We start from the raw sequence: 19,594 nt of genomic DNA on the forward strand, positions 1-19,594 counted from the left end.
TCAATAGGCCAAAACATAATTGAGATACAAGCTATAAAGTCTTCTATAGGCTAATTTAGCGCCCATGAAAGAATAGTAATTCGTGTTGATCGTAGGGATTTTCACGCCTAATTCAATGCCATGATGGATCCCTTGAAGCCTTAAGCCGGTATTGAACAAGAATTGGAAATTGGTGTTGTTGATCTTAGCGCTGTAGGCGCTATTGGTGATTTTTAAATTCGCAGATTGGTTATTAAGCCATGTCGTTCCCGCTAATGCGATGCCCCCAAAAATACCAAAAGAGACTTTGCGGTTTCGATCGGATCCGCCATTGATGAAGTTCAATAAAAGATCACTGCCCGCGCCATAAGTGAAAACATTGGAAGCGGAGTTAAAAAAGTTGGATTTGATATACGCATAGTTGTAATCAAAAAAGCCATAATACCGGATCCCAAAAAATTTATTTTTCCCAAAGAATTGCTTATAGCCTAATTGCACGCCCACGCCATTCATCGCCCCGTTATTGCTTTGAGAGTTGATTAATCCCACGCTTCTAAAGGGGTTATGACCAAACTCTTTGGTGGTGGTTTGGAATTGAGAATATTGGGTTTCGTTGAGAGAATAACTATAGCTAGACCGGCTCACCAAACTTTGAAACCCTTTGGAATTAGGCGTTTTTTGAATGGTGTTATAGATGGTTTCTAAATTGTCCCCTTTGAGATAAGAGATAGTGTCATTGATAACGCTTGAGACTTGATTGAGGTTTTTATTGAAATCAGCGTTGTTAAACGCGCTTTGCTGGTTTTGGGGATGGCTTGGGTCGGTTCTTCTGAATTGCTCGGCGGCTTTTTTAGCGCTATCAATCATGCTAGTGATAGCGTTAAAGGTGTTGCCAAAAATATTGCATGCGTTCCCGCTTGCATTAATGCCCCATGGTTTGCCATTGCCTCCATCTATTCCTGGGCATTGGCTTTGAAGGGTGCTAATAATGGTTTTAGCGTCATCTAAAAGTTTTGAGGCATCATTATCAATGGTGGTATTATTGTTGGCTGTATTTTTATTTTCTAGGGTGTTTTGGAGCAATTGAGAAGTCGCTTTGAGTTTTTCGTATTCGCTAGAAGATAGCGAGTTGTTGGCTAAATTAGAGGCTATCACTTGCCACATGCCCACCGCAGAGCTGAGCGCTGAGGACACGGCTTGATTAGCGGTATTGGGGGTCGTTTTCAATCGGCTAGCGGTCTCTTTTAGATTGTCAATCGCTTGAGCGGTGCTTGAATCAGTGTTAGAGGCCGTTTGTTTGAGCTCGTTATAGCGGGTTAAAAGGTTGTTCAAATTTTCGTAAGCGTTGGAGACTTTTTGGATTTCGCCGGTGTTTTTCACCATTTGCGCGGCTTCACCGATCTGATAGCCCACGCTCATATAAGCGCCGTCATCTTCAGCGAAGAGCGATGATGCCATGAGAGAAAGTAAAATCGTTTTTTTCATAAAATGTTCCTTAAAGTAATGTTTTATTTGTAAAATCGTATCAAATTGAAACTTTATTTACAATGCATTTAAATTGTGCCATAAATTTATTGAATTTTTAATAAAATTGAGCAAAAATTAAGAAATTTTGCTTTTTTTTTGGATTTAAAAAAAGATTTTTGATAGTGAAAAATGTTTTGAGTGTTTTTAAATTTCACCGCTTAAGGGGATTAGGGCTAAAAATTTTCAAAGCGTTTTGCAAATCTTCTTTGGTGTCAATGCCCATGCTTTCACTTTGAACGATTTTCACTGCAATCTTTTTTTGGTAATACAAAGCCCTTAATTGCTCTAATTTTTCTGTATCCTCTAAAACGCAAGGCTTTAAAGCGCATAATTCTTCTAAGATTTCTTTATTGTGGAAGCCATAGATACCGATATGCCCTAAAAGAGGGGTTTGGCGTTTCACATCAAAATCTCGTAAAAAGGGGATAAGGGAGCGCGAAAAATACAAGGCGTTATTTTGATTGTCTAAAACCACCTTGACTAAATTAGGGCTTTTGGCTTGTTCTTCATCAATGACTTTAGCGCAAGTCGCCATGAAAGGGGCGTTTTGGGTGGCTTCTAGTAACGCTAAAATGACTTCTTTTTCTAAAAAAGGCTCATCGCCCTGCAAATTTAAAACCCTTTCATCATTTTTTAACCCTAAAATTTGCGCCGCTTCCAAACAGCGTTCCGTGCCGCTATTGTAGTGTTTGGAGGTTAGCACCGCTTTAATGCGGAATTTTTGGCACGCTTTCATGATGCTTTCATCATCGCAAGCGACTACGCATTCATCTACTAGATTCGCATTTTTAGCGCAACGGACTACCATAGGCAAGCCAAAAATGTCTTCTAGCACTTTATTCTCAAAACGACTGGATTTTAATCTAGCAGGAATGATGATCATCTTTAAACCTTTTTAAGCCTTATGAAAATAGGGGATTTTTATGGTATTATACCCATTTGAAACGCTTATTCCTTTTATTGTAAGGATTTAGGCTATTGAACTTTAGGAGTTTTAATGATATTAAGAGCGAGCGTGTTGAGCGCGTTACTTCTTGTAGGCTTAGGGGCAGCCCCTAAACATTCAGTTTCAGCTAATGACAAACGGATGCAGGACAATTTGATTAAAGTGATTGAAAAACAAACCAATAAAAAGGTGCGTATTTTAGAGACTAAACCCTTGAAATCCAATCAGGATTTAAAAATCGTGGTGGTAGAAGATCCGGACACTAAATACCAAATCCCGCTTGTGGTGAGTAAGGATGGTAATTTAGTGATAGGGCTTGGCGGTATCTTTTTTAGCAATAATAGCGAAGACGTGAAGTTGCTCATAGAGACCAATCAAAAAATCCAAGCCCTTAACGCTACGCAACAAAATAGCGCGAAGTTGAACGCTCTTTTTGATGAAGTGCCGGCTGATTATGTGATAGAGTTGCCCTCTACTAACGCTGAAAATAAGGATAAAATCCTTTATATTGTTTCTGATCCCATGTGCCCGCATTGCCAAAAAGAGCTCACTAAACTCAGGGATCACTTGAAAGAAAACACCGTGAGAATGGTTGTAGTAGGGTGGCTTGGGGTCAATTCGGCTAAAAAGGCGGCTTTGATCCAAGAAGAAATGGCGAAGGCTAGGGCTAGGGGAGCGAGCGTGGAAGATAAAATCTCTATTCTTGAAAAGATTTATTCCACCCAATACGATATTAACGCCCAAAAAGAGCCTGAAGATTTACGCACTAAAGTGGAAAATACCACTAAAAAGATTTTTGAATCTGGCGTGATTAAGGGCGTGCCTTTCTTATACCATTATAAGGCATAATATAAGGCTACTCTCATGAAAAAACCCTACAGAAAGATTTCTGATTATGCGATCGTGGGTGGTTTGAGCGCGTTGGTGATGGTGAGCATTGTGGGGTGTAAGAGCAATGCTGATGACAAACAAAAAGAGCAAAGCTCTTTAAGTCAAAGCGTTCAAAAAGGCGCGTTTGTGATTTTAGAAGAGCAAAAGGATAAATCTTACAAGGTTGTTGAAGAATACCCCAGCTCAAGAACCCACATTATAGTGCGCGATTTGCAAGGCAATGAACGAGTGCTTAGTAATGAAGAGATTCAAAAGCTCATCAAAGAAGAAGAGGCCAAAATTGACAACGGCACGAGCAAGCTTATCCAGCCTAATAATGGAGGTGGGGGGAGTGAAAGCTCAGGCTTTGGCTTGGGGAGCGCGATTTTAGGGAGCGCGGCGGGGGCGATTTTAGGGAGTTATATTGGCAACAAGCTTTTCAATAACCCTAATTACCAGCAAAACGCCCAACGGACTTATAAATCCCCACAAGCTTACCAACGCTCTCAAAATTCCTTTTCTAAAAGCGCGCCTAGCGCTTCAAGCATGGGTGGGGCGAGTAAGGGACAGAGCGGGTTTTTTGGCTCTAGTAGGCCTACTAGCTCGCCGGCGGTAAGCTCTGGGACAAGGGGCTTTAACGCATAAAATCTATTTAATTTAAGGCTAAAAAATGCAAGTGATTCCTTTAAAACCTTTAGACAATAAGACCTTAGAAGAAATCGGCTTAGATTGGCACACTAATGATGACATGTCATCTTATATCGCTGATGAAATGGTGGTTGTTTCTCAAAAAGAAGCGGACGCTTATTATGACGCTTGTAATGAGCTTTATGACATGTTTGTAGAGACGGCTGAAGAGGCCATTAAAAACGATCGCTTTTTTGAATTGGATATTCCTAACGCGCTCATTCCTATGATCAAACAGAGTTTTGAAGAGGAAGTGCATTGGCATATTTACGGGCGTTTTGATTTAGCCGGGGGGCTTGATGGCAAGCCCATTAAATTATTGGAATTTAACGCTGATACCCCCACCATGCTTTATGAAACTGCGCTGATCCAATGGGCGTTACTCAAAGCCAATGGCTATGATGAAAACAAGCAATTCAATAACCTTTATGAAGCGCTTGGCGAGAATTTTAAACGCCTGGTTACTTTGGGTGAAGACACGAGCCGTTTTGAAGAGTTGTATGAGGGGTGGAAAATCCTTTTTTCAAGCGTTAGGGGGAATATTGAAGAAGAGCGCACCATGCGTTTTTTGCAAGACGTTGCTCAAAGCGTGGGGTTTGAAACGGATTTTTCTTACATTGATGAGGTGGAGTTTAATGTAGAAGAGGGCGTGTTTAAAAACGGCTTGAATTATGAGTTTTTATTCAAATTAATCCCATGGGAAAACATCGCTATTGATGAGCCAGAATTAGCCCTTTTAATGCAAGGCATGATGGAAAATAAAAACACGATTTTTTTAAACCCGGCTTATACGATCCTTTTCCAATCCAAGCGTTTTTTAAAACTTTTGTGGGACAGATACCCCAACCACCCCTTATTGTTAGAAACGAGCTATGAGCCTTTAACCCATAAAAAGCAAATTAAAAAAGTGGCTTTTGGCAGGGAAGGGGCGAATAGTGAAATCTTTGAAGCTTCCATGCAATCGCTTTTAAAAACGGATGGCGTTTATTCTAACCACAAGCCCATTTATCAAGAGTTTTACGAACTCAATTCGCATAACGGGTTGTATTACCAGCCTAATGTGTTTTTTGCTTATGAATCTTGCGCGTTAGGGTTTAGAAAAGGGGGGTTGATCTTGGATAATTTTTCTAAATTCGTGAGCCACAGGTTGCAATGATGACGGCAATGATGCGTTATTTTCACATCTATGCGACCACTTTTTTCTTCCCTTTGGCGCTTCTTTTTGCGGTTAGCGGGCTTTCATTGCTCTTTAAAGCGCGCCAAGACACTGGCGCTAAGATCAAAGAGTGGGTTTTAGAAAAATCCTTAAAAAAAGAAGAACGATTGGATTTTTTAAAAGACTTTATAAAAGAAAACCATATCGCTATGCCTAAAAAGATAGAGCCTAGAGAGCATAGGGGAGCGTTAGTCATTGGCACGCCTTTGTATGAAATCAACCTTGAAACTAAAGACGCTCAAACAAAAATCAAAACCATTGAAAGGGGCTTTTTAGGCGCGCTCATCATGCTGCATAAGGCTAAGGTGGGCATCGTGTTTCAAGCGCTTTTGGGGATTTTTTGCGTGTTTTTATTGTTGTTTTACTTGAGCGCGTTTTTAATGGTGGCTTTTAAGGACACTAAACGCATGTTTGTAAGCGTTTTAATAGGGAGTGTGGTGTTCTTTGGAGCGATCTATTGGTCTTTGTAGGGTTTAAAAATATCAGCTCTGTTTTGGATATTGGTCATGAAATCTAAAAAAGACCTTTGGGTGTTTTGATAACCAAAATAAAAAAGCTTGCGAAAAGCGAGTGATAGTTTCTCATAACGCGATCTTAAGGGATTAGGAGGATTTAGTTTTGGGTTTGAAGAGGGCGTTAAAGCGCAAAATGCCCCCTTATGAGTTCTAAAAGTCCTATTTTTTAAAAATTAAAGAATAACTAAACCAACACAAAAAACCTCTAAAACTCGCATCTATCTTTAAACTGAAAGCGTTTTTATCTGTCTCATCTGACAACAATTTTTAAAAGAACGCCTGAAATTTAACTATTTTTCGTTATTTTTGTCAAGTCTTTTTATAGCGTGCGCATACCGCTCTGTTATCGTGTGATTCGTATTTATAGCGTGCTTATAATAATAACCACGCCAAAAAGCCATAAATTAAAGCCATTGGAAAAACACAACCAAACGCATATCTATCCCATAGCGCAAAAACACGCTAAAACGTTTTTATTTCACAGGAGTTTTAAATCTAAAACCCACTTCAAGCTAACCTAACAAAAATTTACACCATAAAAATACACTATAAACACAACCAAACAACCGCAAAAAACATTCAAAAAGTTTTCTTTTTGAAAATAGACAAAGCCCTAAAAACACTAAAGATTGAAAAATTAATAGGGTGGGTTTCTGCTTTAGCTCTTAAAACAGAGCCAAATTTTTGAAAAGTTTTGAGTTAAATAACAGATGATTTAGGGGGGATTGATTAAGATTTTCAATACCCTCTAAGTTTGGTAAGGTTTTCGCATGCCTGTTTCATGCCCAATTTACAGCCCTTGTCATAAATCATTATGGCGTTTTCTTTATCTTTCATGTTGTAATACATGCCCGCTAGAGCGAAGCAACCCACTTCATCGCCCATATCGCAACCTCTTTCATAATTATCAAGGGCTTTCCTCAAGTCTTTTGGAACAGTGTCCCCTTGCGAATACATAAAGCCCATCCTAGAACAACTCACCGCGCTCCCCATATCGCATTCTTGTTTGAAATAATTGAAAGCCTTTTGAGGGTCTTTTTTGACATACCTGCCCAACATATACATAGAGCCTAAACTCGCGCAACCACCAGAATTGTTTAAAGCACAAGCTTTTTGCAAATAATCAAACGCCACTTCAAAATCTTCATCAAGCCCTGCATCGCCATTTTCAAACAAACTCCCTAACGCTCGGCAAGCCTGCCCCTCATTCAATCGGCACGCTTTCAAATAATAGATGACGGCTTTATGGTTGCTCTGTTTGACTTCTAAAAAGCCTTTTTCATAGGCAGTGCCTAAAACATAACACCCCTTAGCCATATCAAAATTACAGCTTTTTTGATAGTAAGTAACCGCTTGAGCGGCATTGCCTTTGATTTTTCTATCATAAATAATGCCTAAATTGTAGCAACTCTCAGGGTGTTTTAAAACGCACGCCTTAGCGTAAGCGTCAATGGCCTCTTGATAATTTTGAGCCGTTCCTAAACCCTCATCATAAAGCCCCCCTAAGCCAAAACACCCTTCCCTATCATCAGCTTGGCATGCGGTTTTATAATATTCTAGGGCTTTTTTATAATCTATTCTAGTGCCTTGCCCGTTTTCATAAATGATTCCTAATTGCGTGCAGCCTTCACTCACCCCATCGTTGCATGCTTTTTTAAAATAAGACGCCGCTTTAGAATAATTCCCTCTTTTATAGGCTCTTTCACCAATCCCTAAAAAGCTATTGTCTTGTTTCCCCCATAAATGGGCGTTCAAGCCCCAAAAAAGCAACCCCCCAACTAATATTTTTAAAATTTTGACACTCATTCTTACCTTCTTTTATAATTTTAATCCTTGAAAGCGTTCAATCAGACTTTTTTAAATAACAAAAAAAACAAAAACACAACGCCTTATTTTAACATAAATCAAGCGCTTTGATTAAGGCTTGGAAGGATCCTTACGCTCGTCTTTATGTCCTAAAGAGGTGATATAAAGGTAAATCGCTTGGATTTCTTCTAAATTCAAGTTGTATTTAGGCATCATGCCTTTGCCCAAACTCAAGGCGTCTTTAAAGGTTTTAAAATCCAAATGGTTGATTTTAGGGGCGTAGAGGATTTTTTTTTCGCCTTTTTCATAATAAAAAGTGATTTCTTGTTGTTCGCCTTTAATGCCATGGCATTTCGCGCACGCAACACCCCTAGGGTTTTTATAAAGAGCCAGCCCGTATTCCCAATCAGAGATGAAATCCGCTTCTTTAGCATTCAAGCTTAACCACCACAAGAACAAAATTGGCGCAATCAATAAACGCATTAAAACAACTGCACCTTTTCTAAAATCTCTTTCGCCCCGCTTTGTAAAAATTCTTCTAAAAGCTCTTGAATTAAATCAAACGCCTTAGTTTTATCCCCTTGTTTTTCTTTAGTGATGACTTCTTTCCCGTTAGGCAAGCCCAAAACCGCCTGGATTTTAACCTCATTGCCCATTAAACTCGCATGCACGCCAATAGGGATCTGACACCCTCCATTAAGCCCCTTAATAAACTCCCTTTCTAAATGGCAGCAAAACGCGCTTTCTTCATCGTTGAGTTTTTGGAGCGTGATAAAATGCTTGTGGTTTTTGAGCATTTCTACCCCTAAAGCCCCCTGACCCATGCTAGGAATCATTTCTTCTACGCTAAAAGCCTTGCGGTATTTCGCCCCTTGAACGTTTAAGCGGCACAACCCGGCTTCAGCCAAAATGATAGCGTCAAATTCACCGCATTCAAGCTTTTTCAAACGGGTTTGGACATTCCCCCTTAAGCTTTCTGTGTCTAGATCTTTTCGTTTGAATTTGATCTGCATGGAGCGCCTTAAAGAAGTCGTGCCAACCTTGGCCCCTTTAGGCAAACTCATCAAATCAGGGAATTTCACGCTCAAAAAAGTGTCCCTCACATCAGCCCTTTTGGTGATGCATGCCAAGTCTAACCCCTTTTCAAACACGACCGGCACATCTTTTAAAGAATGCACCGCCAAATCAATTGCGCCTTTTAAAAGCAATTCTTCCAATTCCTTAGTGAATAGCCCCTTACCGCCAATCTTATTTAAGGGTGCGTCTAAGATTTTATCGCCCGTGGTTTTAACGATTTGAATCTCGCTTTCCATAGAGCATTCTTTTTTCAAGCGTTCTTTAATGTGATTCGCTTGCCATAAGGCCAGTTCGCTCCCCCTAGAGCCAATCACTAAATTTCCCACTCAATCCCCCTTATTCGCTTTCTAACATTTCTAAAATTTTTTCTTCTAATTCGGTGTCTTTAAGCGTTTGTTTTTCTAAATTAGCGCGTTTGATGCATTCAAATTCCTTGCTCTCTAAAGTTTGCTTCCCAACAATCAACGCTAACCGCTCCCCAATCAATTCAAAATCCCTCATCTTCGCCCCAAAACGAGCGTCTCTGTCATCTAATAGCACATCAATGCCCTTTTGGAGCAGCCTTTCATACACTTCAAAAGCGAGTTTTTTTTGCGCTTCATCTTTCAGGTTAGAAACCACGATCACCACATCAAAAGGAGCGGTATTTTTCGTCCATACACAGCCTAGATCATCGCTTTTTTGCTCTAAAATCGCACTGAGCAATCGGCTAATGCCTATCCCATAGCACCCCATTTCAAAAAACCGCTCTTTGCCATTCTTATCCAAGAAACTAGCCTTCAAACTTTTAGCATAGCCTTGCCCGAGTTTGAAAATATGCCCCACCTCCAAACTCTTATGGTATTTCAACGCTCCTTGACAATTAGGGCAACAATCGCTCTCTTTAACCTGGACAATATCCGCATAAACAAGGTTTTCAAACCCTTTTAAATCCACGCCCACCGCATGAAAATCCTTTTCATTAGCCCCAACGATCAAGCAATCGCTATCTTTTAAATCTTCATCAAAGATAATATAACAAACATGTTTTTTCAAGCCATAAGGCCCTATAAAGCCCGCTATTAGCCCTGCTTTATTTAAATCTTCTTCATTGGCCTCTCTTAATTCCAAAGCGTTCGCCCCTATAATGTTCAAGGCGTTTAGGGCTTTAGTCTCTTCTAAATTGTCATCGCCCCTAACAAAAAAGCACGCTAGGGTTTCTTTATCTTTGTGGATCACTTTTTTAACAAGCGCTTTTAAAACAAAATAAGGCTCTGTTTTGAAAAACTCCGCCACGCTTTGCGCGCTAGTGGTATTAGGGGTAGGGAATTTCGCTAATTGCGCTTTGGGGACATTTAAAGGCTCAGGCCTTTTAGAGCGTTTAGCGATTTCAATATTGGCGGCATAATCGCAATTTTGACACACCACGATCGTGTCTTCCCCGCATTCAGTTAAAACGACAAATTCCCTGCTTTTGCTCCCCCCAATCGCCCCGCTATCCGCTTCCACAATGCGAAAATCCAAACCCAAATCGCTTAAAATCTCTTTATAAGCGCTCTGCGTGTTTAAAAATTCCTTATCCAAGCTTTCAGTATCTTCATGAAAGCTATAACCATCTTTCATGATAAATTCCCTCGCTCTCACTAGCCCGAATCGTGGGCGGATCTCATCACGGAATTTCGTGTGGATTTGATAGAGATGCACGGGTAATTGCTTGTAGCTTTTGATGAAATTAGCGGCAATTTCGGTGATATTTTCTTCTAAAGTGGGGCTTAAAACAAAATCATTGTCTTTTCGGTCTTTAAAAACCAATAATTCCTTGCCGTATTTATCCAAACGGCCTGATTTTTCCCACAAACTCGCCAAAACCACAAAACTCATTAAAATATTTTGCGCCCCATGCTCTTGCATGCGTTTGTGCGTGATGTTTTCTATTTTGTCTAGCACTTTTTTAGCTAAGGGTAGGAAATTATAAATCCCACTGCCTACTTGATAAATGTATCCTGCTTGAGCTAAGTGTTTATGGCTTTTTAACACGGCGTCTTTTGGGGGTTCTTTGAGAGTGGGGGCAAAAAGTTTTGAAAATAGCATGCATTATTCCTCGTAATATTCGCATTTATAGAGATTCAAATTCTGGACATGGTTAGCGTTAGATTTGTCTAAATTAAACAAGTTTTTAATCGCGCCCACAAGCACATCGGATTCTTCTTTTTGGGCGTTCTTTTTTAAAGCGATAGTAGGGTGGTGCAAAAAGGTGTTGAATGCGTTGTGCAAGATCTTTTCAATATTGCCTTCGTATTCTTTAGGCACGTAGCGTTTTTTGAGCGCCTTTTGCAATTCCTTTTGGGCTGAAATCCTAGCCAATTCCCTTAAATCCTTAATCAAAGGCTCTACTTCTAAACTTTGGATCCATTGGTAAAATTCCATTGTGGCAAGCCCTACAATCTCATAAGCTTTCGTTCGGCTTTCTTGCCTGTTTCCCACATTTTCTTTCACCATAGGCTCTAAATCATCCACGCTGTATAAGAAAATATGATTTAGCGTCGGCTTTTCAATATTCCGTGGCACGGCTAAATCAAACCAAAAACGCCTGAAAATCGTTTCTTTTAACATGGAATTTCGCACGATAAAATTCGGCGAAGAAGTGGCGCAAAAAAGCAGTTCGTATTCGTTGATATAAGCGCTTAAGTTTTCTATATTTTGAAAGCCCACTTTTTTAGGCTCTTCTAATTCCTTGACAAAATCTTCAAATTTAGCCGCATTACGCCCTAAAATAAGCACTTCAAATTGCTTGTTTAAAAGGTGCTTGATGACTAATTGAGCCATCTCGCCAAGCCCTATCACAAGGGCTTTTTTATCCTTAATCCTTTCTTTTTCAAAAATATTAAGCGCTTCTTTGACCGCCACTGAAGAGATGGAGACCCCTTGCTTGGAAATGCCGGTTAGATTGCGCACTTTAGCGGCGCATTTGAAAGCAAAATGGAGCAATCGGGTTAAATCTTTGGAGCAAAATTTCTCTTCAAAGGCGAATTTATAGGCGTTTTTCATCTGCCCTGTGATTTGAGTTTCCCCCACCACCAAGCTATCCAAACTGCTGCACACGCTAAAGACATGATGGACGGCGCTTTCATCAGTGTTGATTAAAACGCATTTTTCTAAATCAGACACGCTCATTTTTTTATTTTGAGCCAAAATCTTTAATAACGTGCTTTTTTGTTCATGAGTATTAGCACCGTGTTTCAGGCTCGCATAGATTTCAAAGCGATTGCATGTGGATAGCACCATGCACTCTTTGATATTAGGGCAGTGGGTTTTAATCGTTTGTAAAAATTCTTTAAGCATTATGGGCGAATTGATAGCGAGTTTTTCGCGCATTTCTAAGCTCATGCTTTTATGCGTAAAGGCTAGAGTGAAATATTTTGACAAATGAGTTTCTAACTCCATTAAAAAGTCCTATAAATGACGTCTTGCGCTAGTTTTTCTAAAATCAAATTGTTTTCCCCTTTAATGGCTTCAAGGGCCTTTTTAGAATAAACTTGAGCGATCTTAAGGGTTTCTTCTATGATACCATGTTGCTTGAATTTTTCCTTAGTCCATTCTATGATTTCATGACTATCTTGTTTAAAATAAGAAATTAAAAGCCCTTGTTCATGCGGATTCAATTTTTCATATAAAAGCAAGTAGGGTAGAGTGGTCTTGCCCTCTTTAAAATCGCTAAAATTGGGCTTACCTAGAGTGTTGGCGTCTTGAGTGATGTCTAACAAATCATCAATGATTTGAAACGCCATGCCAAAATGCAACCCAAAATCCGCATACATTTTCGCATCTTTATTTAAAAGAATCGCCATGCTCTTTAAGCTCGCTTCTATGAAATGAGCGGTCTTGTCTTCTAAAATACGCCAGTATTTTTGTTTGTCGCTATTAAAACATTCCCCCACAAACACGTCTTCAATCTCGCCCCTAGAGAGCCTTAAAACCGCATTAGAGAGGATTTGAGCGATGGATTCCCCCATTTTAGACAATTCAAAAAAGGCTTTAGAATAAAACACATCCCCAAGCATCACGGCGTTAAAATTCCCAAAAAGAGCGTTAATGCTAGGGAGCTTTCGGCGCATGGTCGCTTTGTCAATCACATCATCATGCAATAAAGAAGCGGTCTGTATCATTTCTACAATCGCGCACAAATTGAAGGCTTTATCTAATAAAATAGCGTCTGTTTCTTCGTCTAACAAAGCGAGCATGAGTTTGGAACGCAGCATTTTTGAAGGGCCAATCTTAGAAAACAATGCATCTATAAAGCCGCTTTCAATTTCCTTGATCCAAGAAGCGATTTTGTTTTGAATGGCTTGAAGTTGTTTTTCTTGCATGCAAATTCCTTAAAGATCTTTAGGAGAAAAAATAAGGGGCATAAGGGCTAAAAGCCTTAAAGTGGCTTTATCTTTTTTAAAATCTTTAAACACAAGCGACAGAGTGCTGTTAGAAGAAAAGTTTTTTTCAAAAACTTTAAGGTTATAAGTGTTTCTCGCATGATCGGTGTATAAAATAAACTGGTAAGGGAAATGGTTAAAACGCATGTTGATGACTAAACCTTTATTAGCGTATAAAGTCCAATAGAGCGTGATTTCTTTGGTTTGTTCATTTGAAGTGTCTTTGATGACGGCTCTAAAGACTTCATCTTTTTTTAATTCTAGCGTTTTATCTATCCCATAATCAAGCCCAAACGCCTCTAAAAAAAAGAGGAATATCAAGCCATAGCGGATAAGCTCATTCATTCCCACTAAGAATATTCGCCATGGATTGGATCACAATGTCTGTTTTTCTGCTCTCTATTTTTTGTTGCAACTCTTCATCCATTCTTAAAGCTTTAGCGAAAGATTCAAACTTTTCTTCCAAGTCTTCTTTTTCTATAAAAGTTTCCAAAAGAGCCAAAAGCTCTAAAAGCCTTTCTAGCTCTTTTTTAGAAAGCTTTCTGCTCGCATGAAAAATAATGTCATTCCACTTGTCTAAGGGGTTTCCCTCAAAAATTTCAAGCTCGCTGTAATCTCTCATGCTGGCTTCTTTTTGATAGCTTAAGCCAAATGGGCTTCTAGCATCCAAATGGATTTTTGCAACTTGGCTAATTGATCGTCCGCATAAGTTACGGTGACTTTATCGCCTTCTTTTTCAGCGGTGTTAGAAAGCTCTTTAAATTCTTTTTCTAGGTGTTTGTAATCGCCTAGAATTTCTTTAAAGATGTCTTTAGAGTGGAAGCTCGTTTTAGTTTCTTCTTTCACACGAGTGAGTTTGAGCGCTTCAGATAAAGTCACTAAGGGGTGGTGTCCTAATTGAACGATCCTTTCAGCGAGATCATCAAACATGTCTGCAAACTCTTCATAAATTTCTTCAGTGGCTTTATGCACATTGAAAAAATCGGTACCTTTCACATTCCAATGGAAGTTATGCACTTTCATAAACAACACGATCGCATCCGCTTGCAAATGTTTTAAAATTTCAAATGTTTTCATCAAAAGTCCTTTTTTTTATAAAATGTTTTTAGGCTTTTATTTTCATAAAAACCTTGATCGCTATCCTACACCAAAAGAGTTAATGAAAAATTTTTTTTGTCTTATTTTTGTCAAAAACTGATAAACCCTATTTAATTTAATGTTCTTTAATCTTTTTAAAATTTTGTTTTATCGTAAAACTCATTTTTGTAAAACTCATTTTTTAAGGGGGGATAATTATCAAAATCAAGAAGCGTTAAGAATCTTAATTTCAAAGGTTTTTTCTTGATTTTCTAATAGCGCAATGCTCCCTTCATGGGCTTTAACGACTTGTAAAGACAGGGCTAACCCTAGGCCATTACCCTTTAATTTAGTGGTTTCAAAAGGCTCAAATAAAGCGCTTTTGTTTTCCACTTCCTTGCCATTATCAATAATGGTGAAGACGATAAATTCATTTTGAATGAACGCTTCAATTTTGACCTGGCCCTGTTCGCTCTCTTCTAAGGCTTCAATCGCATCAATGGCGTTATACAAGAAATTTTGTAACACAATCCCCATTAAATCAAAGTCAAAAAACCCTTCTTCATCGCTAAAATTAAAAAGAAAATCAATGTCTTTGGAGTAAGTGTAGCAATTTAGGGCTTCTTTGAGATCGCTCTCTAGCGTTTTCAAGCTTTGCTTGGTGCGGTTGGCTTGAATGCCTTTAGAAAAAAGCAAGGTGGCTTTAATGATCCTTTCTACGCGCCATAAAGCTTTTTGCAATTCTACAACAATGGGCTTAGTCTTTTCGTTCGCATGCTTTAATAACACCGAAGCTAAAAGAGAGATAGAGCCTACAGGGTTTCTGATCTCATGGGCCAAATGCGCTGAGATTTTCCCCATAGAAGCGAGCCGCTCTTGGCGTTTTTGAGCGCTAATATCGGTTGCGGTGATGATTTGCTTGCCCTGAATGCTGTTTTGCTGGACTAAATAGCTTTTATTTTCATGCTCAATTTCAGTGTTAAAATTTCCTAATTTAGCCTTATTGAACACCTCATGGCTTTGATTGGCTAAAGAATTTTTATAAAAAAAGCTCCCGTTTTCATTCATCACCCAAATCGCTTGCGGTAAAATTTCTATGACCCATTCATAAAGGGCTTTATAATCCTTAAACTCCTTTTCCACCTTGTAGCTTTGCAAAATGAATTGGTTTAAAAGCTCTAGCAATTCTTGCATGTCTTTTTTATTGGAAAAGTTTTCTAATAAATCTTCGCTCTCTTTGGGTTTAAAATTTTCTAATGAAATCACATTATTTTCGTTTTCCAACAACCCCTTGAAAGAAGAAGCCTTATAAGAGCGTTTCAAAGGGGAGTTTTTTAAATAAGGGCGTTTTAAACGCTTGGATTTTTTCATGGTTTTTGTTTTTCTTGCTCTTTTAAGAAATTAAACAGCATTTCGCTATAACCAAAATTCCCGCTCAATTCTTTAGAAAGCGTGTCCTTATACATGGATGTGTAAATCTCATCGCCCGGGGCTTTAGGATACAAGGGGTTATCCATTTTCATAGCGCTATCCAGCATGAATTTTAAAAGCAACGCTTCAAAAGAATCGGTTTGTTCTTTGAGGAGCTTGTCGTTTTTAGTTTGAGCTAGCGCTTTTAATTTCTCTTCGCTCGCTAATTTAGAAACATTGTATTGCTCTAACATGGCTTTATTGTTGTTTATCATAGTATCTCCATTTCAGCGCTAATCGCGCCGCTTTTTTTTAGGGCTTGCAAGATTGAAACCATCCCCTTAGCGCTCACGCCAATTTTTTGTAAGGCTTTTACCACCCCGGCAATGGTGATGCTTTTCCCGTTAGAGCTCAGCGTGTTGTGAGCGGTGTCTAAGGACATGTTATTGTCTAAATCTTGCGTGTTTTTAAAATCATTTAAAGGCTCTTTAGTGATTTTAAGCGTGATGTCTTGGCTTGTAACCACTATAGGATGCACTATTATATCCACTCCTGAAACGATCGTGCCTGATTTTTCATCTACAATGATCTTATTTTTCGCGCTGTAATTAATAGGGATTTCTTGCACTAAAGCTAAAAACTCCACCATAGAAAGACGCTCTGGGCGAGTGATTTGAATGGTTTTGGGATCTAGTGCTATGGCTACTTTATTACCAAATACCTTATTTAAAGTGTTTTGCACTTGGATAGCGTTTTTAAAATTGGGGTTTTTCAGGCTTAAAGTCATGGCGTTTTTATGGAACAAATCATACGAAACCTCCCTTTCAATAGTCGCTCCGTTGATGATATTGGCTGAGAGCAAGTTACTAGAATTACCCGAAACGATAGCCCCTTGAGCGAGGGCGTAAATATTCCCATCTACCGCATTTAAAGGGGTCATCACCAAAGTCCCTCCTTGAATGGATTTCGCATCGCCAATAGAAGAAATGTGAATATCAATTTTATCGCCCTGTCTTGCAAAGGGGGGCAAGGAGGCTGTAATCATCACGGCAGCGACATTTTTAGATTTAATATCATCTGCAGAGATCTTAACATTCACGCTCTCTAGCATGTTAGAAATGGATTGCATGGTGAATTTTGAGCCGGATTTATCCCCTGTGCCATTTAAGCCAATCACAAGCCCATAGCCAATCAGCTGGTTATCCCTTACGCCCACCACGCTCGCTATATCGCCTATTTTTTCTGCCAAAAGCTTGTGGAAGGCTAATACAAAAATAAGCCACAAAAACACCCGTTTCAATCAAATCCTTTCTTTATTCCTTAATTCTAATTATTTTAGCATAAGCCTTTTATAAAAACTTTAAACCTAATTGAGCGCATTTTTATGCTATACTCAAAAATCTTATAAACTTTAAATCAAAGATTTTAATTTTAGCCTTTTATTAGCTTTTTATAAAGTTTCAAATTAAATTGAGGTATGAATCTCCCATGGAATTGAATCAACCACCACTCCCTACAGAAATTGATGATGACGCTTATCATAAGCCGAGTTTTAATGACTTGGGCTTAAAAGAATCGGTTTTAAAATCCGTCTATGAAGCCGGCTTCACTTCCCCAAGCCCCATTCAAGAAAAGGCCATTCCGGCTGTTTTACAAGGCCGAGATGTGATCGCGCAAGCCCAAACAGGCACAGGAAAAACCGCCGCTTTCGCTCTGCCCATTATCAATAACCTTAAAAACAACCACACCATAGAAGCCTTAGTGATCACGCCCACCAGAGAATTAGCCATGCAAATTAGCGATGAGATTTTTAAATTGGGCAAACACACTAGGACTAAAACCGTGTGCGTGTATGGAGGCCAGAGCGTTAAAAAACAATGCGAATTCATTAAGAAAAACCCCCAAGTGATGATCGCCACGCCAGGAAGGCTGTTGGATCATTTAAAAAACGAGCGCATCCATAAATTTGTGCCTAAAGTGGTCGTTTTAGATGAAAGCGATGAAATGCTAGATATGGGGTTTTTAGACGATATTGAAGAGATTTTTGACTACCTCCCTAGCGAAGCGCAGATTTTGCTTTTTTCAGCCACGATGCCAGAGCCGATTAAAAGATTAGCGGATAAGATTTTAGAAAACCCTATTAAAATCCATATCGCTCCTTCTAATATCACTAACACTGACATCACCCAACGCTTTTATGTGATCAATGAGCATGAGAGGGCTGAAGCTATCATGCGCCTTTTAGACACCCAAGCGCCCAAAAAGAGCATTGTTTTCACGCGCACCAAAAAAGAAGCCGATGAATTGCACCAATTCCTTGCTTCTAAAAATTACAAAAGCACCGCCTTGCATGGGGATATGGATCAAAGGGATCGGCGCGCTTCTATCATGGCGTTTAAAAAAAATGACGCTGATGTGTTGGTGGCTACAGATGTAGCGAGCCGTGGGCTAGATATTAGCGGTGTAAGCCATGTGTTTAATTACCACTTGCCCCTAAATACCGAGAGCTATATCCACCGCATCGGGAGAACCGGGCGAGCGGGCAAAAAAGGCATGGCGATCACTTTAGTAACCCCCTTAGAATACAAAGAGCTTTTACGCATGCAAAAAGAAATTGATTCAGAGATTGAACTTTTTGAGATCCCCACCATTAACGAAAATCAGATCATCAAAACCTTGCATGACGCTAAAGTGTCTGAAGGGATCATCAGTCTTTATGAACAGCTTACCGAAATTTTTGAGCCGTCTCAATTGGTTTTAAAACTTTTGAGTTTGCAGTTTGAAACCAGCAAAATCGGCTTGAACCAGCAAGAAATTGATGCGATTCAAAACCCTAAAGAGAAAACGCCAAAACCCTCTAACAAAAAAACGCACCCGCATGAGCCAGCGCGTTCTTTCAAAAAGGGCCATTACAGAGAAAAAGGCTCTAAAACGAACCACCATTCTAAAAAACCCAAACGCCGTTAAAATATTTAAAAAGGAAATTCATGCCCATTGATTTGAACGAACATTTAAAAAAGAAAAATCCTCAAAGAGAAACCCCCACTCCTAATACGCCTAATAATGGGGGGCGTTTCATTCCGCCGTCTAACTCTTTTAATTCTAAAAAACTATCGGTTTTAATCGTCATTGTCCTTTTAGGCGTTATCGCTTTTTTGGCTAAGCCTTTTGAAGTGATTAGCTCAGGAGAAATTGGCATTAAAATCACCGCCGGGAAATACGAGCCCACCCCCTTACAGCCAGGAATCCACTTTTTTGTGCCTATCATTCAAGACATCCTCATTGTGGATACAAGGATCAGAAATATCAATTTTTCACGCACCGAAGACATGGGCGTGGCGGGTAAAAACCAAGGGATTTTTAGAAACGACGCTATTAATGTGATGGATAGTAGGGGCTTGACCGTTTCTATTGAACTCACCGTGCAATACCGCCTAAACCCCCAAACCACCCCCCAAACGATCGCTACTTATGGCTTGTCTTGGGAGCAAAAGATCATCAACCCTGTGGTGCGCGATGTGGTGCGATCTGTCGTGGGGCGCTATCCGGCTGAAGATTTACCCATTAAGCGCAATGAAATCGCCGCTCTTATTAATAGCGGTATCAATAAAGAAGTTTCTAAGCTCCCCAACACCCCTGTGGAATTAAGCTCTATCCAATTGAGAGAAATCGTCTTGCCCGCTAAGATTAAAGAGCAAATTGAAAAAGTCCAAATCGCGCGCCAAGAATCAGAAAGGGTGAAATACGAGGTAGAGCGCTCCAAGCAAGAAGCTCAAAAACAAGCCGCTCTGGCTAAAGGGGAAGCGGACGCTAACAGGATTAAGGCTCAGGGCGTGGCGGATGCGATCGTGATTGAAGCTAAGGCGAAATCTCAAGCCAATTTAAGCATTTCGCAAAGCTTGAGCGACAAGCTTTTAAGGCTGCGCCAAATTGAAGTTCAAGGCCAGTTTAATGAAGCGTTAAAAACGAATAATAACGCTCAAATCATGCTCACTCCAGGCGGGGCTGTGCCTAACATTTGGATTGACACTAAAAGTAAGGTTAAATCTAGCATTGCCGAGAGTAAAGAGCCTTAAAA

The 19,594-nt window shown here is 39.6% G+C and carries 20 protein-coding genes; 6 read left to right on the plus strand and 14 right to left on the minus strand.

Annotation, left to right across the window (positions count from 1 at the left end; all coding sequences use genetic code 11):
- Both hopA and kdsB read right to left on the minus strand, forming a co-directional pair.
- Positions 1-1,464, minus strand: coding sequence for a porin HopA (gene hopA / locus CS889_RS01185; RefSeq protein ID WP_089086584.1), 1,464 nt, complete (start codon positions 1,462-1,464; stop codon positions 1-3).
- Positions 1,465-1,657: 193 nt separating this feature from the next.
- On the minus strand, positions 1,658-2,389 hold the full coding sequence (kdsB, locus tag CS889_RS01190; protein ID WP_089086585.1) for a 3-deoxy-manno-octulosonate cytidylyltransferase: 732 nt from the start codon (positions 2,387-2,389) through the stop codon (positions 1,658-1,660).
- Positions 2,390-2,503: 114 nt separating this feature from the next.
- On the opposite strand from kdsB, the gene dsbK reads away from it, so the two are divergent.
- Genes dsbK through CS889_RS01210 form a run of 4 tightly spaced genes read left to right on the plus strand, consistent with a single transcriptional unit; the run spans position 2,504 to position 5,695 of the window.
- Positions 2,504-3,301, plus strand: a complete 798-nt coding sequence (gene dsbK / locus CS889_RS01195; RefSeq protein ID WP_089086586.1) for a protein disulfide-isomerase DsbK — start codon at positions 2,504-2,506, stop codon at positions 3,299-3,301.
- A 15-nt stretch (positions 3,302-3,316) separates the two neighbouring features.
- Positions 3,317-3,967: a UPF0323 family lipoprotein gene (locus CS889_RS01200; RefSeq protein WP_000743546.1), complete on the plus strand. Its 651-nt coding sequence runs from the start codon at positions 3,317-3,319 to the stop codon at positions 3,965-3,967.
- A 25-nt stretch (positions 3,968-3,992) separates the two neighbouring features.
- Positions 3,993-5,165 (plus strand): glutathionylspermidine synthase family protein, encoded by a 1,173-nt coding sequence (locus CS889_RS01205; RefSeq protein WP_089086587.1) that lies wholly within the window; start codon positions 3,993-3,995, stop codon positions 5,163-5,165.
- Complete coding sequence (locus CS889_RS01210; protein ID WP_089086588.1) at positions 5,165-5,695, plus strand: PepSY-associated TM helix domain-containing protein; 531 nt, start codon at positions 5,165-5,167, stop codon at positions 5,693-5,695. The genes CS889_RS01205 and CS889_RS01210 overlap by 1 nt, the downstream gene beginning before the upstream one ends.
- A gap of 783 nt (positions 5,696-6,478) precedes the next feature.
- On the opposite strand, the gene hcpE is transcribed toward CS889_RS01210, so the two are convergent.
- The 12 genes from hcpE to CS889_RS01275 all read right to left on the minus strand — a co-directional run bounded on the left by hcpE (position 6,479) and on the right by CS889_RS01275 (position 16,816).
- On the minus strand, positions 6,479-7,546 hold the full coding sequence (gene hcpE / locus CS889_RS01215; protein WP_099169081.1) for a Sel1-like repeat protein HcpE: 1,068 nt from the start codon (positions 7,544-7,546) through the stop codon (positions 6,479-6,481).
- A gap of 111 nt (positions 7,547-7,657) precedes the next feature.
- On the minus strand, positions 7,658-8,029 hold the full coding sequence (locus tag CS889_RS01225; protein ID WP_001979559.1) for a c-type cytochrome: 372 nt from the start codon (positions 8,027-8,029) through the stop codon (positions 7,658-7,660).
- Positions 8,029-8,949, minus strand: a complete 921-nt coding sequence (hemC, locus tag CS889_RS01230) for a hydroxymethylbilane synthase (RefSeq protein ID WP_089086590.1) — start codon at positions 8,947-8,949, stop codon at positions 8,029-8,031. Before hemC ends, CS889_RS01225 begins: the two co-directional genes overlap by 1 nt.
- A 10-nt stretch (positions 8,950-8,959) precedes the next feature.
- Positions 8,960-10,693, minus strand: coding sequence for a proline--tRNA ligase (proS, locus tag CS889_RS01235; RefSeq protein WP_089086591.1), 1,734 nt, complete (start codon positions 10,691-10,693; stop codon positions 8,960-8,962).
- A 3-nt stretch (positions 10,694-10,696) separates the two neighbouring features.
- On the minus strand, positions 10,697-12,046 hold the full coding sequence (hemA, locus tag CS889_RS01240; protein ID WP_089086592.1) for a glutamyl-tRNA reductase: 1,350 nt from the start codon (positions 12,044-12,046) through the stop codon (positions 10,697-10,699).
- A complete protein-coding gene (locus tag CS889_RS01245) occupies positions 12,046-12,969 on the minus strand; it encodes a polyprenyl synthetase family protein (protein WP_089086593.1) in 924 nt (307 codons plus the stop codon). The genes hemA and CS889_RS01245 overlap by 1 nt, the downstream gene beginning before the upstream one ends.
- A 9-nt stretch (positions 12,970-12,978) precedes the next feature.
- Positions 12,979-13,374: a hypothetical protein gene (locus CS889_RS01250; RefSeq protein WP_089086594.1), complete on the minus strand. Its 396-nt coding sequence runs from the start codon at positions 13,372-13,374 to the stop codon at positions 12,979-12,981.
- Entirely contained in the window at positions 13,367-13,651 is a 285-nt protein-coding gene (locus CS889_RS01255; RefSeq protein WP_001206072.1) for a DUF2018 family protein, read from the minus strand. The genes CS889_RS01250 and CS889_RS01255 overlap by 8 nt, the downstream gene beginning before the upstream one ends.
- Before the next feature lie 20 nt (positions 13,652-13,671).
- Entirely contained in the window at positions 13,672-14,106 is a 435-nt protein-coding gene (gene dps, locus CS889_RS01260) for a DNA starvation/stationary phase protection protein (RefSeq protein ID WP_000846467.1), read from the minus strand.
- Positions 14,107-14,331: 225 nt separating this feature from the next.
- Positions 14,332-15,477 (minus strand): acid survival sensor histidine kinase, encoded by a 1,146-nt coding sequence (gene flgS / locus CS889_RS01265; RefSeq protein WP_089086595.1) that lies wholly within the window; start codon positions 15,475-15,477, stop codon positions 14,332-14,334.
- On the minus strand, positions 15,474-15,791 hold the full coding sequence (locus CS889_RS01270) for a hypothetical protein (protein WP_000609416.1): 318 nt from the start codon (positions 15,789-15,791) through the stop codon (positions 15,474-15,476). Before CS889_RS01270 ends, flgS begins: the two co-directional genes overlap by 4 nt.
- Positions 15,788-16,816, minus strand: coding sequence for a flagellar basal body P-ring protein FlgI (locus CS889_RS01275; protein WP_000832079.1), 1,029 nt, complete (start codon positions 16,814-16,816; stop codon positions 15,788-15,790). The genes CS889_RS01270 and CS889_RS01275 overlap by 4 nt, the downstream gene beginning before the upstream one ends.
- Positions 16,817-17,004: 188 nt before the next feature.
- Here CS889_RS01275 and CS889_RS01280 point away from each other — a divergent pair, with 188 nt between their 5' ends.
- Positions 17,005-18,483, plus strand: a complete 1,479-nt coding sequence (locus CS889_RS01280; protein WP_079361715.1) for a DEAD/DEAH box helicase — start codon at positions 17,005-17,007, stop codon at positions 18,481-18,483.
- 20 nt (positions 18,484-18,503) lie between these two features.
- Positions 18,504-19,592, plus strand: a complete 1,089-nt coding sequence (locus tag CS889_RS01285; protein WP_001121051.1) for a prohibitin family protein — start codon at positions 18,504-18,506, stop codon at positions 19,590-19,592.
- Positions 19,593-19,594: the final 2 nt, after the last annotated feature.

Origin of the sequence: Helicobacter pylori (assembly GCF_900120335.1) — a bacterium.
Taxonomy (GTDB): Bacteria; Campylobacterota; Campylobacteria; order Campylobacterales; family Helicobacteraceae; genus Helicobacter; species Helicobacter pylori_BU.